The sequence below is a fragment of the Pseudonocardia sp. 73-21 genome (genome assembly GCF_001899645.1).
Taxonomy (GTDB): Bacteria; Actinomycetota; Actinomycetes; order Mycobacteriales; family Pseudonocardiaceae; genus Pseudonocardia.
The window spans coordinates 89,686-104,486 of record NZ_MKVV01000091.1; the positions used below are offsets into that span (position 1 = coordinate 89,686).

Genomic DNA, 14,801 nt, shown 5'->3' on the forward strand with positions numbered 1-14,801 from the left:
GCAAGACCTGGACCTCCATCGTCGGTAGAGACGGGGACGCGGGGTTCGGTCAGTGGCGGTGGCTCCACGAGATAGCGGTGCCCGGTCGGGGTGATCCACTCGATGGAGCCGTCCTCGTACTGGTGCACGTTCCAGCCCCGCATGCCCTTCAACCGGTGGTGCGGGCGGCACTTCGGGCCGAGGTTGGCGTCGCTGGTGGGCCCGGTGTCGTTCTCGGGGGCGCGTGGTGCCGTAGTCGAGAAATGCCGCCGGAGAGGGGGTCGGTGACCTGCCGCCGCCAGGTACTCGACGGGTCGGCGGCCAGCTCGCGGGCCTGCGACCTCACCGGACCTGTCGGTGAACGAGATCGGCGCCTACCCGGCACCGTCATGTTCCCAGGTGACGGTTCCAGTGCAGGGTTGGTCCAGATCACGGCCGGCGTGCGTCCGGGCCGCACCTGGTCGAGATCGTGCGTCACGAGCGGCTGTCCGTCCACCGGTCACACGCCGGCCTCGACGCTGGTGCACCCCTGGTCGAGCGCGTCGGATGGGGGCCGTTCGTGCTCGTGGTCGTTGTGCGCGTGGGCCCGCGCGACCGGGGTGGACGCGGCGGCCGGTGTGACCGCCAGGGTGGTCAGGAGCAGGACGTACACCGCGAGGAGTCGACGCACGCCCGGCAGGCCAGGAAGTGATCACCAACGGCTCGTGGTCAGGAGTCGGTCGACCGCCCACCGTCGCCTGAACCCGTCGCGTAGGGCTTCAGGGCCGGCTCCGCGGCCACGTGCGGGTAGGTCAGGACCTGGTTGACCGCGCCCGCGGAGTAGGCGAGGAAGTCGGTCGGGCCCGTCACCGGGTCCACGCCCTCGTGGACGAGCTGCGTGCACACCGCGCGGTCGATCCGGGCCGGGTCGGCGGGGCCGTCGTGGTCGAGCGCGTCGGTCACCAGCGCGTAGCCGACGGGGTCGGCCGAGCCCATGCTCAGGTGCTCGGCGACGTGCACGGGGCACACGTCGAGGGTCGAGATGTTGGCGCGCCGTCCCTCGCCGGTGTTCAGTGACGAGCTGGCCGCCGGCGGCAGGTTCGGCACGACGATCTCGTCGGTGGGCGTGGAGATCGACGTGTAGTCGATGCCGGGATAGGTCTCCGGGCCGGAGTTGAGGGCGGCCAGGAACCGCGAGCCCGTCTGCTGCTGCCAGAGCGCGGGCGCGCACCCCGCCGTCAGCGGCGTGCAGGTGGCGTACGCGTCGAGGGTGCCGTGGTTGGACGGGTCCAGGCCGATGACCTCGTCCACGTCCTCGCGGGTGTCGGGCCAGTACTTCAGCGCCCACCGGCCGATCATGCCGCACTGGCTGAACCCGACGATCTTCACGCGCTCGCCGGAGCGGTCCGCCATGGTGCGCAGCGCCCGGACGACGTACTCGGCGGAGACCTGGATGTCGCTCATCGCGTGGTTCGGCAGGGTCAGGGCGCAGTAGGGGCGGTCGCGCAGCCGGAACGCCGGCTCGTAGGTGAAGAAGAAGTTCTCCTGCGCGGTCAGCGTGGTGCCCGGGATCAGCAGGATCGGGGCGGCGTCGGAGGTGAACGCGTCCGGTGGGCAGTCCAGGCTGCGCTCCAGCGCCGCGGCCGGGACGTCGAGCGGCGGTCCCTCGGGCGCGGCCTGCGCCGTGGCCACCGTGGTCAGAGCCGTCCCGATCACGACCGCCGCGGCCACCACCGCCTTCACCGCACGCACGCCCGGTCAACGACGGACGATCATGCCGGGTACGCCGACGGCGAAACCGGTTTGCCTAATGAGTGCGTACTCATCTACGGTTCCGCGGTGGTCGCCAGGGAGAACCGTGCCGTGCGGATGGCGCCCGACGAACGTCGGGCGGCGATCGTCGACGCCACCCTGCCCCTGGTGCTGAAGTACGGCTCCGGGGTCAGCACGCGGCAGATCGCCGAGGCGGCCGACGTCGCCGAGGGCACGATCTACCGGGTCTTCCCCGACAAGGACGCGCTGATGGCGGCCGTCACGGCGAAGGCGTTCGACCCGCAGCCCGCCCTGCGCGAGCTCGCGAAGATCGACCGGACGATGCCGCTGCGGGAGCGGCTCGTCGCTGCGGTGGTGGTCATGCAGCGTCGGCTCAACGGCGTCTTCGGGCTGATAGACGCCCTCGGCTGGACCGGGCCCCCGAAGGACCACGACCACCGCCGGTCCGACGAGGTGAACGAGGCCCACCGCACCGCCATGATCGACCTGATCGGCCCCGACGCCGCCGATCTCCGTGTGGACGCGGGTGAGGCCACCCACATCCTGCGCCTGCTCGTCTTCTCGGGCACCCACCACCGCATCACCCAAGGCCGGCCCCTGACCGCGGAGCAGATCGTCGCGATCCTGCTCGACGGGTTGCTGGCCCGCCCCACCACAGAGGATTCCCGATGCTGATCCGACTCCTGCGCACCCACCTGCGCCGCTACTCCCGGCAGCTGTGGGCCGTCGTCGCCCTCCAGCTGGTGGGCACGATGGCCGCGTTGTACCTGCCGAGCCTCAACGCCGGCATCATCGACGAGGGCATCGCCAAGGGCGACACCCCCTACATCCTCGGGGCCGGCGGCTGGATGCTGGTCGTCACGCTGCTGCAGATCGTCTGCTCCGTCGCCGCGGTCTGGTTCGGCGCGCGCACCGCGATGGGCTTCGGCCGCGACGTGCGGTCGTCGGTGTTCCACCAGGTCGGCCGGTTCTCCGCGCGCGAGGTCAACCGCTTCGGGGCGCCGTCGCTGATCACGCGCAACACGAACGACGTGCAGCAGGTGCAGATGCTCGTGCTGATGTCCTGCACGATGCTGGTCTCGGCGCCGATCATGTGCGTGGGCGGCGTGATCATGGCGTTGCAGGAGGACGTGGGCCTGTCGTGGCTGATGGGCGTGTCCGTGCCGGTGCTGGTCGTCGCGATCGGCCTGGTGATCATCCGGATGGTCCCGAAGTTCCGGCTCATGCAGGTGCGCATCGACGCGGTCAACCGCGTGCTCCGCGAGCAGATCACCGGCATCCGGGTGGTGCGGGCGTTCGTCCGCGAGCCGCAGGAGACGGCGCGGTTCGGCGTGGCCAACACGGAGGTCACCGACGTCGCCACGAGCGCGGGCCGGCTGCAGGCGCTGATCTTCCCGATCGTCACCCTGGTGCTCAACGTCTCCAGCGTCGCCGTGCTGTGGTTCGGTGCCGCGCGCATCGACGCCGGCGAGATGCAGGTCGGCGCGCTCACGGCGTTCCTGGCCTACCTGCTGCAGATCCTCATGGCCGTCATGATGGCCACGTTCATGGCGATCATGATCCCGCGCGCGTCGGTGTGCGCCGAGCGCATCACGGAGGTGCTCGACACCGAGTCGTCGGTCGCGCCTGCGGAGCGCGCGGTCACGCCGGCGGTCCGGACGGGCGAGCTGGTGCTGAACGGGGCCGGGTTCCGGTATCCGGGCGCGTCCGCCCCGGTGCTCTGCGACGTCACGTTCACGGCGTCGCCCGGCCGCACCACGGCGATCATCGGCAGCACCGGCGCCGGGAAGACCACGCTGATCTCGATGGTGCCGCGGCTGTTCGACGCCGCCGCCGGCACGGTCTCGGTCGACGGTGTCGACGTCCGCGAGATCGATCCCGAGGACCTCTGGAGCCGTATCGGGCTGGTGCCGCAGAAGCCGTTCCTGTTCTCCGGCACCGTCGCGAGCAACCTGCGCTACGGCAATCCCGACGCCACCGACGACGAGCTGTGGGAGGCCCTGCGCGTCGCCCAGGGCGAGGACTTCGTGCGCGCCATGGCGGACGGTCTCGACGCGCCGATCTCCCAGGGCGGCACCAACGTCTCCGGCGGTCAGCGCCAGCGCCTCGCCATCGCCCGCGCGCTCGTGCGCAGGCCGGAGATCTACCTGTTCGACGACTCGTTCTCCGCACTCGACCTCACCACCGACGCGAAGCTGCGCGCGGCCCTCAAACCGGTGACGGCCGGGTCGACGGTGGTGATCGTCGCGCAGCGCGTGTCCACCATCCGCGACGCCGACCAGATCGTCGTGCTCGACGGCGGGGTCGTGGTGGGCATCGGCCGCCACGACGAGCTGCTGGAGAGCTGCCCCACCTACGTCGAGATCGTGGAATCCCAGCTGAGCGTGGAGGTGGCGGCGTGATCAGCGCCGACGGCCGCCACGGCTCGCCCAACGGCCCCGTCACCTGCCGAGGAGAGCTCGGCACGAGTCCGCGGACCACCATCACGGCTCGCGTCCCGGTCGCGTCACCGGTCAAGGAGCACTCGGTATGACCACCACGGAGAAGCAGAACAAGCCGAAGCAGGACGACGACACCGTCCAGGCCGCCCGCGGCATGGCGGCCCAGCGCCGCGGCGGCGGTCCGCCGTGGGCCGGCGCCGGGGCGCCCGCGGAGAAGGCGTCGGACTTCGGGCCGTCGGCCAGGCGGCTGGCCGGCCGCCTGACCCCGGAGCGGTTCGGCGTCATCGCCGTGGTCGTGCTCGGCGTGATCAGCGTGGCGCTCAACGTCCTGGGCCCGAAGATCCTCGGCGCCGGCACCGACCTGATCTTCGCCGGCGTCATCGGCAAGCAGCTCCCCGCCGGCGTCAGCGCCCAGCAGGCCGCGGACGCGGCGCGGGCGGCGGGCAACGGGACCATCGCCAACCTGATCACGGCCCAGAACGTGATCCCGGGCGTCGGCATCGACTTCACCGCGCTGGGCCAGGTGCTGCTCGGCGTCATCGCGATCTACCTGGGCTCGGCCGTGTTCGGCTACCTGCAGGGCTACCTGCTCAACGGCATCGTGCAGCGCACCGTGTTCAACCTGCGCCGCGAGGTCGAGGACAAGATGAACCGGCTGCCGCTGCGCTACTTCGACGGCCAGCAGCGCGGCGAGGTGCTCAGCCGCGTCACCAACGACATCGACAACATCTCCACGAGCCTGCAGCAGACCATGAGCCAGCTGCTCACCTCGCTGCTGACCATCGTCGGCGTGCTCGCGATGATGCTGTTCGTCTCCCCGCTGCTGTCGATCATCGCCATCCTGACGATCCCGGCGTCGCTGTGGCTGACCAGGGCCATCGCGAAGCGCTCGCAGAAGCAGTTCGTGGCCCAGTGGCGCCACACCGGTGAGCTCAACGGGCTGATCGAGGAGGCGTTCACCGGCCACGAGCTGGTGCGCGTGTTCGGCCGCACGCAGGAGGTGGAGCTGCAGTTCGCGAAGCGCAACGAGGACCTGTTCGGTGCCAGCTTCGGAGCGCAGTTCATCTCCGGGATCATCATGCCGTCGATGATGTTCATCGGGAACCTCAACTACGTGCTCGTGGCCGTCATCGGCGGCTTCCGGGTCGCCTCCGGGGCGATGAGCCTGGGCGACGTCCAGGCGTTCATCCAGTACTCGCGCCAGTTCACCCAGCCGTTGACCACCGCGGCGTCGATGGCCAACCTGCTGCAGTCCGGGGTGGCGTCGGCGGAGCGGGTGTTCGAGCTGCTCGACGCCACCGAGCAGAGCCCGGACCCCGCGTCGCCGCAGGTCCGCACGGAGCGTAGCGGCCGTGTCGCGTTCGAGAACGTGAGCTTCCGGTACCTGCCCGAGCGGCCGCTCATCGACGACCTGTCGCTGGTCGCGGAGCCCGGCCAGACCGTCGCGATCGTCGGGCCGACGGGCGCCGGCAAGACCACGTTGGTCAACCTGATCCTGCGGTTCTACGAGCTCGACGGCGGCCGCATCACCCTCGACGGCGTCGACACCGCGGCGATGACACGCCGGGACCTGCGTTCGGGGATCGGCATGGTCCTGCAGGACACCTGGCTGTTCGGCGGCACGATCCGCGACAACATCGCCTACGGCAACCCCGACGCCACGCCGGAGCAGCTGATGGCGGCGGCGGAGGCCACCTACGTCGACCGGTTCGTCCGCGCCCTGCCCGACGGCTACGACACCGTGATCGACGAGGAGGGCTCCAACGTCAGCGCGGGGGAGAAGCAGCTGATCACGATCGCGCGCGCGTTCCTCGCCGACCCGTCACTGCTGATCCTCGACGAGGCCACCAGCTCCGTCGACACCCGCACCGAGGTGCTGGTGCAGCGGGCGATGGCGGCGCTGCGCAGCGACCGCACGAGCTTCGTGATCGCCCACCGGCTGTCCACCATCCGCGATGCCGACCTCATCCTGGTGATGGAGGCGGGCAGCATCGTCGAGCAGGGCAACCACGAGCAGCTGCTCGAGGCGCGCGGTGCCTACTACCGCCTGTACAACGCGCAGTTCGCGGGCGCCACGGCCGTGGAGTAGGCCCTCAGGCCGCGCTCGTGGCCGCGGCGATCGCGGCCACGAGCGCGCCCGGGTCCCGTGCGCAGACGGCCACGTCGTCGGCGGGGATGGGCGGCGCCGAGCCGTTCGGGCCGGACTCGTCCTGGCGCACCGGCCCGAACGTGCGGCGGCCCTCCGCGGTGCATCCGCTCGACGCGCAGCGCACGCTGGGGCGCTGCCCGCGGTGCCGGACGGGGCGCTGCGTGACACCGTCCGGCTCCTCGCCGAGGTGGACCCACCGGTGGAGTTCGTCGACGCCGCGACGGGGCGTGCAGAGCGTTCGCCGTTGCCCGTGGGGCGCTGATCCCTCCGGGGATCAGCGCCGGTCGGCGGCGGCGAGCTCGGGCTTGCGGCCGACCAGCCGCTGCCACCAGGTCGGGGTGGCGGCGGGAGCCTCGATGCCGGCCGCGACGCGGTCGGCATCGGAGAAGCCCTCGACCGGCGCCCACGGCTGGGCGTCGCGGGCACGGCCCAGGAACCCGGACGCGGCGGCGAGCCCGGCGCGGACGCCCTCGTCGCACAGCGTGGCCGGCAGGACGCGGTGGATGCCGAGCTCGGCGGCCGCGTCACCGCTCCCGACGAAGGCGAACTCCCAGGCGTAGTCGCGCTGCTGCGCGCCCACCAGGTCGGCGATCGCGTCCTGGCTCCAGCGCGTGCCACCGGTGGCGGTGCCGACGACCAGCACGAGCACGCGGGAGGGGCGGTCCTCCTCGGGCATCGCCGACAGGGCCGTGCCGAGGTCGGTGACCAGCACGCCGAGGTCGTCGCGCAGGGTCGCGGTGCCGCGCGGGCGCAGCGCCGGGACGCTGACGTCCGCGGCGGGGCGCAGCGTCGGCAGCGACGAGCCGCTGGGGACGACGGCGGCGAGCACGTCACCCTGCTGGTCGGCCAGCAGCGAGGTCAGGCCCGCGCGCAGTGCTTCGCGCACCGGGCGGGCGGAACGGGAACGGTCAGCGAGGATGACGACGGCGGAGCGCCCGGGCTTGGTCACCGGCACAGGATTCCGTACGCCTCGTGCCGCCGGACGACCACCCCGGGTAACTGCATCGGTCCAGGCCGCGGCTAGGTGATCAGCGTGGCCGCATGGTCGGGCACCGAGTTCGCGACCTCCCGCGGCGGCCGCTGGTAGCCGCGCCCCTTCGGCCGTTTCGGCAGCTTCAGCTCCCTCGGTGCGGTGGCCTCCCACGGCACGCTCGAGAGCAGGTGGTGGATCATGTTCAGCCGTCCCCGCCGCTTGTCCTCGGCCTCCACCACGAACCAGGGGGAGCGTTCGGTGTCGGTGTGCACCAGCATCGCGTCCTTGGCCTGGGAGTAGTCGTCCCAGCGGGTGATCGACTCGAGGTCCATCGGCGAGAGCTTCCACTGCTTGAGCGGGTTGCCCATCCGTTCACGGAACCGGCGCTCCTGCTCGGTGTCGCTGACGGAGAACCAGTACTTGCGCAGCAGGATGCCGTCCTCCACCAGCAGGTTCTCGAAGATCGGGCACTGGCGCATGAAGCGGCTGTACTCGGTGGGTGTGCAGAACCCCATGACCCGTTCGACGCCGGCGCGGTTGTACCAGCTGCGGTCGAGCAGCGCGATCTCGCCGGCGGCGGGCAGGTGCTCGACGTAGCGCTGGAAGTACCACTGCGTGCGCTCCCGCGCCGACGGGGCGGGCAGCGCCACGATGCGGCAGATCCGCGGGTTGAGGTAGGACGAGACGCGCTGGATCGTGCTGCCCTTGCCCGCCGCGTCGCGCCCTTCGAAGATCACGACGAGCCGGGTGCCGCTGGACTTGATCCACTCCTGCATCTGGACGAGCTCGCCCTGCAGGCGCAGCAGCTCGGCCTCGTAGACGGTCTTGGGGATCCGTCTCGCCATCTACGGCGCCGGGGTGGAGTAGAGGGCGGCGTGCGCCGCGCGCAGCTTGTACTTGAGGATCTTCCCCCCGACGGTCTCGGGCAGGGCGTCGGCCACCACGATCCGCTTGGGCGTCTCGAACCCGGCCAGGCGCTCCTTGCAGAACGCGATCACATCCGCCTCGACGGGCGTCGCGCCGGGTTGCGGCACCACCACGGCGGTGACGGCCTCGCCCCAGCGGTCGTGCGGCAGCCCGATCACGGCGGCGCGCAGCACGTCGGGGTGGCTCATCAGCACCGTCTCGACCCTCATGCTGGAGACGTTCTCGCCGCCCGTCTTCACGATGTCCTTGTAGCGGTCCACCATGATCCGCAGGCCGTCGGCGTCGACGGTGGCGCTGTCGCCCGAGTGGAACCAGCCGCCGCGGAACGCCTCCGCCGTGGCCTCGGGGTTGCGGTAGTAGCCGGCGGTGACGGCGGGGGAGCGGTAGACGGCCTCGCCCGGCTCGCCGCGCACCGGCTCGCCGCTCTCGTCGACGACGTCGGAGGCGAGCAGCGGGCTGGGCACCCCGACGTAGTTGACGGCCGGGGCGGTGGCGCGGTGGACGTCCGGCCACTTGGTGGGCCAGAACCTGTGGCACGCGATGGCCTCGGTCTGGCCGAAGATGCCCAGCGTGACGAGCCCGGGGGCGTGCTTCTCGAGTTGTTCCAGCACCGCCGGGGACAGCGCGCCCCAGCCGTAGACGAGCACCCGCAGGCCGGCGACGTCGAGCTCGGGGTGGGCGTCGAGCTCGGCGGCCAGGCCGCCCACGAACTGCGGGGAGCCGGCCCAGAGCGCGGTGCTCCGCTCCGCCGCCAGCGCGGCGGCGACCGCGTCGGGCACGGGGCGGCGGCCGATGAGCAGCGAGCCGCCGGACAGGAACGTCGCGAACGGGAAGATCTGGTCGCCGATGTGGTAGATCACCGGCAGGAACACGGCCAGGCGCAGGTCGCACTCGTGCTGCAGCCCGCGGGTGAGCGACAGCGCGAAGTTCAGCGCCGCCATGTGCGTGGAGCTGTGGGAGATCATCGCGCCCTTGGGCAGCGACGTGGTGCCCGAGGTGAACAGCAGCTCCCAGATGTCGTCGCCGTGGATCTCGACGTCGGGCTCGGTGGTGAGCTCCTCGGCGATGAGGCCGCCGAACGACGGGCTGCCGGCCACCGGTCCACCGCCGATGGTGATGGTGGCGCCCACCGCCAGCCCGGCGGCGTCGAACGCGTGCTGGGCGCGGGGCCACAGCTCGGCGTCGACGATCGCGAACTTCGGCCCGGTGAGCTCGATCAGGTGCGCGACGACGTCGGAGGCGAGGTTCGGGTTGAGCGGTACCGCCACCATGCCCGCCTTGGCGATGCCGACCTTCGCGAGGAACGCCTCCACCGAGTTCTCGCAGAACATCAGCACGCGGTCACCCGGTTCGAGCCCCGCCGCGGCGAGCGCGTGCGCGAGGCGGTTGGCCGTCTCGTCGGCCTGCCGGTAGGTGACGCGGGCGAAGGCCTCTTCGCCGTAGGCGCCCGCCCAGCCGGCGACGGCGACCTCGTCGGGGTAGCTCCAGGTCAGGCGCTCGAAGACGTCCCCGACCGAGGTGCGCTCGAAGCGCTGCACCGCCCGGCGGCCGCGCAGGGTGGTGACATCGATGTCCATGGGTGCAGCATGACGTGATGGCCGTCACGACTCAAGAGGTAGTCACCAGCGGTTCACTCGTGGCCGTGACGCCGAGGCACGCGTGAGCCATGGCGTCGAGCAGTTCGCCGAGTCGTTCCGGGGCCAGCCCGCTGCGGAAGAACAGCGTGGACTGCACCGCCCCGACGGCCGCGTGCACCGCCAGCCGCAGCTCGCCGTCGGCCAGGTCGCGGCGCAGGGGGGCGAGGACGTGCACCCAGTCCTCCAGGTAGTGCCGCTGGCGCCGCCGCAGCCTGCGACGGTCCTCCTCGGGCAGGTTGTGGATCTCCCGGTGGTAGACCGCCAGCACCGTCCGGTCCTCGATGGCGACGCGGATGTGGTCGCGGACCAGCGCCGACAGCGTGGCGCGCTCGTCGGTGGTGGCTGCCACGATGCGCTCGGCCCCGGTCTGCAGCCGGTCCATCACCTGGTCGAGCAGGGCGACGAGCACCGCGTCCTTGCTGTCGAAGTGCCGGTAGATGCCGGAGCCGACGATGCCCGCCTCGGCGCCGATGTCAGCCATCCCGACGGTGTGGAACCCGCGACGCGCGGCCAGCTCGGCGGCCGCGGACAGGATCCGCTCGCGGCGTTCGGGGTCACGTCTCCGCGGACCTGGGCTGACCATCTGGTCATCATGGCAGCGCGGGGCTAAGGTCGCCACAGTGAACCGCCGATCACAAAGGGGTCATGGTGGACTTCCTCGACAGTGACGAGTACCGCGACCTCCGCTCGGCGGTCGGCGCGATCGCCGCCAGCTTCGGCGGCACTTACTACGCCGAGCACGCCCGGGCGCGCGAGCCGATGCGCGAGCTGTGGTCGGAACTGGGCGACGCCGGGTTCATCGGCGTCAACGTCGGCGAGGAGTACGGCGGGGGCGGTGGCGGGCTCGTCGAGCTGGCGCTGGTGTGCGAGGAGCTGGCCGCGCAGGGCACCCCGATCCTCCTGCTGCTGGTCACGGCGGCCATCTCGGCCGAGGTGATCGAGGAGTTCGGCTCCGAGGAGCTGCGCAAGGAGTGGCTGCCGGCGCTGGCGAGCGGCGAGAAGAAGGTGGTCTTCGCGATCACCGAGCCCGACGCCGGCTCCAACACCCACGAGATCACCACCACGGCCACCCGCGTCGGACAGGAGTGGGTGCTCAACGGCACCAAGTACTACATCTCCGGCGTGGACGAGGCGGAGGCGCTGCTGCTGGTGGCCCGCAGCGGCCGGACCGACGAGGGCAAGCCGCTGATGTCGCTGTTCGTGGTGCCCACCGACACCCCCGGGCTGGTGAAGACCCCGCTCCCGGTGGACGTGATGGTGCCCGAGCGGCAGTTCACGCTCCACTTCGACGACATGCGGCTTCCGGCGTCGGCGCTGGTGGGGGAGGAGGGCGCGGGGTTCCGCCAGGTGTTCCACGGCCTCAACCCGGAGCGGATCACCGGTGCGGCGATGTGCGTCGGCATCGCCCGCTACGCGCTCGACCGCGCCACGGCGTACGCCAAGGACCGGAAGGTCTGGGACACGCCCATCGGGGCCCACCAGGGCGTCTCGCACCCGCTGGCCCGGGCCAAGATCGAGACGGAGCTGGCCGCGCTGATGACGCAGAAGGCGGCCTGGCTGCACGACCAGGGTCTGCCGGCGGGCGAGGCGTCCAACATGGCGAAGTACGCCGCCGCGGAGGCCGCCATCGCCGCCTGCGACGCCGCGATGCAGACCCACGGCGGCAACGGCGTGGCCAGCGAGTACGGCCTGCTGCCCTACTGGGGCCTGGCCAGACTCCTGCGCATCGCTCCGGTGAACCGCGAGATGATCCTGAACTACGTGGCCCAGACCACGCTGGGCCTGCCGAGGTCGTACTGATGCGCAGCCTCATCCAGCGGATCAACGTGGGCGACTCGCTCACCCGCACCGCCGCCCTGCGGCCGTCGTCGCCCGCCGTCGTCGACGGCCCGCGCTCCTGGGACTACGCCGCGCTCAACGCGTGGGTCAACCGGCTCGCGCACGGGCTGACCGCGCGGGGGTATGCGCGCGGCGACGCGCTCGGGCTGGCCTCGGCCAACAGCGCCGAGTTCCTGGCCGTCTACTACGCGTGCGCCAAGCTCGGTGTCGTCTGCGTGCCGATGAACCTGGGCTGGCGGCCCGACGAGGTCACCTACGTGCTCGAGCACTCCCGGGCCCGCGGCATCGTGGTGGAGTCGCAGCTGCTCGACTGGCTCCCGGCCGTCACCGGCGACCTGATCGTCGTGCCCGGCACCGGCACCGTGCCCCACGGGGCGCTGACCCTCGATGCGGTCCTGGCGGACGACACCTCCGAGCCGGAGGTGGAGGTCGCCGACGACGACGCCATCAGCTACCTCTACACCTCCGGCACCACGTCGTTCCCGAAGGGCGTGGTGGGCAGCCACAAGGCGATCTACCTGGGCTCGATGTCCGGAGCGCTGGAGGCCGGCTGGAACGCCGACGACCGGTTCGTGGCGATGATGCCGATGTTCCACACCGCCCAGCTCAACGCGTTCTGCACGCCGGCCGTCCTCGTGGGCGCCACCATCCACGTGCACCGCGGCTTCGACCCCGGTGCCTTCCTCGACACGATCGAGCGCGAGAAGATCACGCAGGTCTTCGGGCTGCCGATGATGTTCCGCGCGGCGCTGGAGCACCCGTCGTTCGCCGCTCGCGACCTGTCGTCGCTCAAGCGGGCCGTCTACGCGATGGCCCCGATGCCCGACGCGCTGATCCGGGCCTGCCTGGAGGGCTTCCGCTGCGACTTCGCGCTGCTGTTCGGGCAGACCGAGATGAGCCCGGTCACCACGCTGTTCCGGCCCGAGCACCAGCTCACCCACATCGGTGCCGTCGGCACACCGATCGTCGGCGTCCAGGTCGGAATCATGGGGCCGACCGGTGAGCTGCTCCCGGCCGGCGAGCAGGGTGAGATCGTCTACCGCGGCCCGTCCACGATGAACGGCTACCTGCGCAACCCCGAGGCCACGGCCGAGGCCTTCACGTACGGCTGGTTCCACTCCGGCGACGTCGGGCGCTTCGACGACGACGGCGTGCTGTGGTTCGCCGACCGCTACAAGGACGTCATCAAGACCGGCGGGGAGAACGTCGCGTCGATCGAGGTGGAGAAGGCGGTGTACGCCGCGGATCCCCGGGTGGCCGAGGTGGTGGTGGTCGGGCTGCCGCACGAGCGCTGGACCGAGGCGGTCACCGCGGTGGTCGTGCCCAAGCCCGGCGAGACGATCGACGAGGGCGAGCTGCTGGTGGCGCTCAAGCAGAACCTCGACGGCTACAAGGTGCCCAAAGCGGTGATCGTCGCGAGCGAGCTGCCGAAGACGTCCACCGGCAAGATCCAGAAGAACGTCGTGCGTGACGCCCACTCGACCCACTACGGGAGTAGCTGAATGCCCGTCCTGAAGTCCCTGCTGGACACCTCCTCGGAGACGTACGCGTCCTACCGGAAGGCCCAGCTCGCGGTGCTCGACCAGCTGAACGAGCAGCTGGAGCTGTTCGTCGCGGGCGGGGGCGAGCGCTACATGCAGCGCCACCGCGACCGCGGCAAGCTGCCCGTCCGCGAGCGCCTGGAGCTGCTGCTCGACCCGGACAGCCCCTTCCTGGAGCTCTCCCCGCTGGCGGCGTGGGGCACCGAGTTCACGGTCGGGGCGACCGTGGTCACCGGGATCGGCGTGGTGTCGGGCGTCGAGTGCATCGTGATCGGCCACGACCCCACCGTCCGCGGCGGGGCCATGAACCCGTACTCGCTGAAGAAGACGCTGCGCGCGCTCGAGATCGCGCGGCTCAACCGGCTGCCCGTGATCAACCTGGTGGAGTCCGGTGGCGCCGACCTGCCCACCCAGGCCGACCTGTTCGTGCCGGCCGGGCGGATCTTCCACGAGCTCACCGAGCTGTCCTCGCTCGCGATCCCCACCGTCGCGCTGGTGTTCGGCAACTCCACCGCAGGCGGCGCGTACGTGCCCGGCATGTGCGACTACGCCGTGCTCGTCGACAAGGGCGCCAAGGTGTTCCTCGGCGGTCCGCCGCTGGTCAAGATGGCCACCGGCGAGGAGGCCGACGACGAGGCGCTCGGCGGCGCGGAGATGCACTCGCGGGTCTCCGGGCTGAGCGACTACTTCGCCGTCGACGAGCGGGACGCCATCCGCATCGGCCGCGACATCCTCTCGCGCATCAACTGGCGCAAGCTGGGGCCGGCGCCGGCCGCGAACCCCCGACCGCCCCGCTACGACCCCGACGAGATCCTCGGCATCGTCCCCACCGACACCAAGGTGCCGTTCGACCCGCGGGAGATCCTCGCCCGCACCGTCGACGACTCGGACTTCGACGAGTACAAGCCGCTCTACGGGTCGTCGCTGGTCACCGGGTGGGCGCAGATCCACGGCTATCCGGTGGGCGTGCTGGCCAACCACCGCGGCGTGCTGTTCTCCGAGGAGGCCAAGAAGGCCACCGAGTTCATCCTGCTGGCCAACCAGACCGACACGCCGTTGATCTTCCTGCAGAACACCACCGGCTACATGGTGGGCACGGAGTACGAGCAGGGCGGGATCATCAAGGACGGCGCCAAGATGATCAACGCGGTGACCAACAGCGCCGTGCCCCACCTGACCGTCAACATGGCGAGCTCGTTCGGCGCCGGCAACTACGGCATGTCCGGGCGCGCCTACGACCCGCGGTTGATGTTCGCGTGGCCGGGGGCCAAGCTCGCCGTCATGGGGGCGGCGCAGCTCGCGGGCGTGATGTCGATCGTGGGGCGGGCCTCGGCGGCGTCGCAGGGCAAGCCGTTCGACGAGGACGCGGACGCGGAACGGACCGCGATGATCGAGGCGCAGATCGAGCGGGAGAGCCACTCGTTCTACGTCACCGCCCGGCTCTACGACGACGGGCTGATCGACCCCCGCGACACCCGCACGGTGCTGGGCATGTCGCTCTCCGCCGTCCACTCCAACACCGTCGCCGGCCGCCGTGGCTTCGGCGTCTTCCGGATGTGATGA

Annotated in this window: 13 protein-coding genes; 6 read left to right on the top strand and 7 right to left on the bottom strand. The window is 71.3% G+C overall.

Annotated features, from left to right (window positions below):
• Window positions 1-478: 478 nt before the first annotated feature.
• Together BGP03_RS28290 and BGP03_RS28295 are read right to left on the bottom strand one after the other, a co-directional pair.
• Window positions 479-649, bottom strand: coding sequence for a hypothetical protein (locus BGP03_RS28290; RefSeq protein WP_298799040.1), 171 nt, complete (start codon window positions 647-649; stop codon window positions 479-481).
• A gap of 38 nt (window positions 650-687) precedes the next feature.
• Window positions 688-1,710, bottom strand: a complete 1,023-nt coding sequence (locus tag BGP03_RS28295; protein ID WP_298799041.1) for a lipase — start codon at window positions 1,708-1,710, stop codon at window positions 688-690.
• Between the two features lie 87 nt (window positions 1,711-1,797).
• Between BGP03_RS28295 and BGP03_RS28300 the strand changes: the two genes are divergently transcribed.
• The 3 genes from BGP03_RS28300 to BGP03_RS28310 all read left to right on the top strand — a co-directional run bounded on the left by BGP03_RS28300 (window position 1,798) and on the right by BGP03_RS28310 (window position 6,261).
• Window positions 1,798-2,406, top strand: a complete 609-nt coding sequence (locus BGP03_RS28300) for a TetR/AcrR family transcriptional regulator (RefSeq protein ID WP_296368163.1) — start codon at window positions 1,798-1,800, stop codon at window positions 2,404-2,406.
• Window positions 2,400-4,133, top strand: coding sequence for an ABC transporter ATP-binding protein (locus tag BGP03_RS28305; RefSeq protein ID WP_298799042.1), 1,734 nt, complete (start codon window positions 2,400-2,402; stop codon window positions 4,131-4,133). The genes BGP03_RS28300 and BGP03_RS28305 overlap by 7 nt, the downstream gene beginning before the upstream one ends.
• 193 nt (window positions 4,134-4,326) lie before the next feature.
• Window positions 4,327-6,261 carry an ABC transporter ATP-binding protein gene (locus BGP03_RS28310; protein ID WP_296368542.1) on the top strand — a complete coding sequence of 645 codons (1,935 nt, stop codon included), beginning with the start codon at window positions 4,327-4,329 and terminating at the stop codon, window positions 6,259-6,261.
• Window positions 6,262-6,265: 4 nt separating this feature from the next.
• On the opposite strand, the gene BGP03_RS28315 is transcribed toward BGP03_RS28310, so the two are convergent.
• From BGP03_RS28315 to BGP03_RS28335, 5 genes are all read right to left on the bottom strand, one after another.
• Window positions 6,266-6,391, bottom strand: a complete 126-nt coding sequence (locus BGP03_RS28315; protein WP_296368166.1) for a hypothetical protein — start codon at window positions 6,389-6,391, stop codon at window positions 6,266-6,268.
• Between the two features lie 204 nt (window positions 6,392-6,595).
• A complete protein-coding gene (locus BGP03_RS28320) occupies window positions 6,596-7,270 on the bottom strand; it encodes a hypothetical protein (RefSeq protein ID WP_298799043.1) in 675 nt (224 codons plus the stop codon).
• A gap of 71 nt (window positions 7,271-7,341) precedes the next feature.
• Window positions 7,342-8,139 carry a polyphosphate kinase 2 gene (gene ppk2 / locus BGP03_RS28325; protein ID WP_298799044.1) on the bottom strand — a complete coding sequence of 266 codons (798 nt, stop codon included), beginning with the start codon at window positions 8,137-8,139 and terminating at the stop codon, window positions 7,342-7,344.
• Complete coding sequence (locus tag BGP03_RS28330; RefSeq protein WP_298799045.1) at window positions 8,140-9,798, bottom strand: AMP-binding protein; 1,659 nt, start codon at window positions 9,796-9,798, stop codon at window positions 8,140-8,142. It lies immediately after the preceding gene.
• 31 nt (window positions 9,799-9,829) lie between these two features.
• Window positions 9,830-10,441: a TetR/AcrR family transcriptional regulator gene (locus tag BGP03_RS28335; RefSeq protein ID WP_296368174.1), complete on the bottom strand. Its 612-nt coding sequence runs from the start codon at window positions 10,439-10,441 to the stop codon at window positions 9,830-9,832.
• 65 nt (window positions 10,442-10,506) lie between these two features.
• Between BGP03_RS28335 and BGP03_RS28340 the strand changes: the two genes are divergently transcribed.
• Genes BGP03_RS28340 through BGP03_RS28350 form a run of 3 tightly spaced genes read left to right on the top strand, consistent with a single transcriptional unit; the run spans window position 10,507 to window position 14,798 of the window.
• Complete coding sequence (locus BGP03_RS28340; protein ID WP_296368544.1) at window positions 10,507-11,658, top strand: acyl-CoA dehydrogenase family protein; 1,152 nt, start codon at window positions 10,507-10,509, stop codon at window positions 11,656-11,658.
• The gene (locus BGP03_RS28345; protein ID WP_298799046.1) at window positions 11,658-13,199 is read left to right on the top strand and encodes an AMP-binding protein; all 1,542 of its coding nucleotides are present in this window, start codon (window positions 11,658-11,660) and stop codon (window positions 13,197-13,199) included. Before BGP03_RS28340 ends, BGP03_RS28345 begins: the two co-directional genes overlap by 1 nt.
• Window positions 13,200-14,798, top strand: a complete 1,599-nt coding sequence (locus tag BGP03_RS28350) for a carboxyl transferase domain-containing protein (RefSeq protein WP_296368177.1) — start codon at window positions 13,200-13,202, stop codon at window positions 14,796-14,798.
• Window positions 14,799-14,801: the final 3 nt, after the last annotated feature.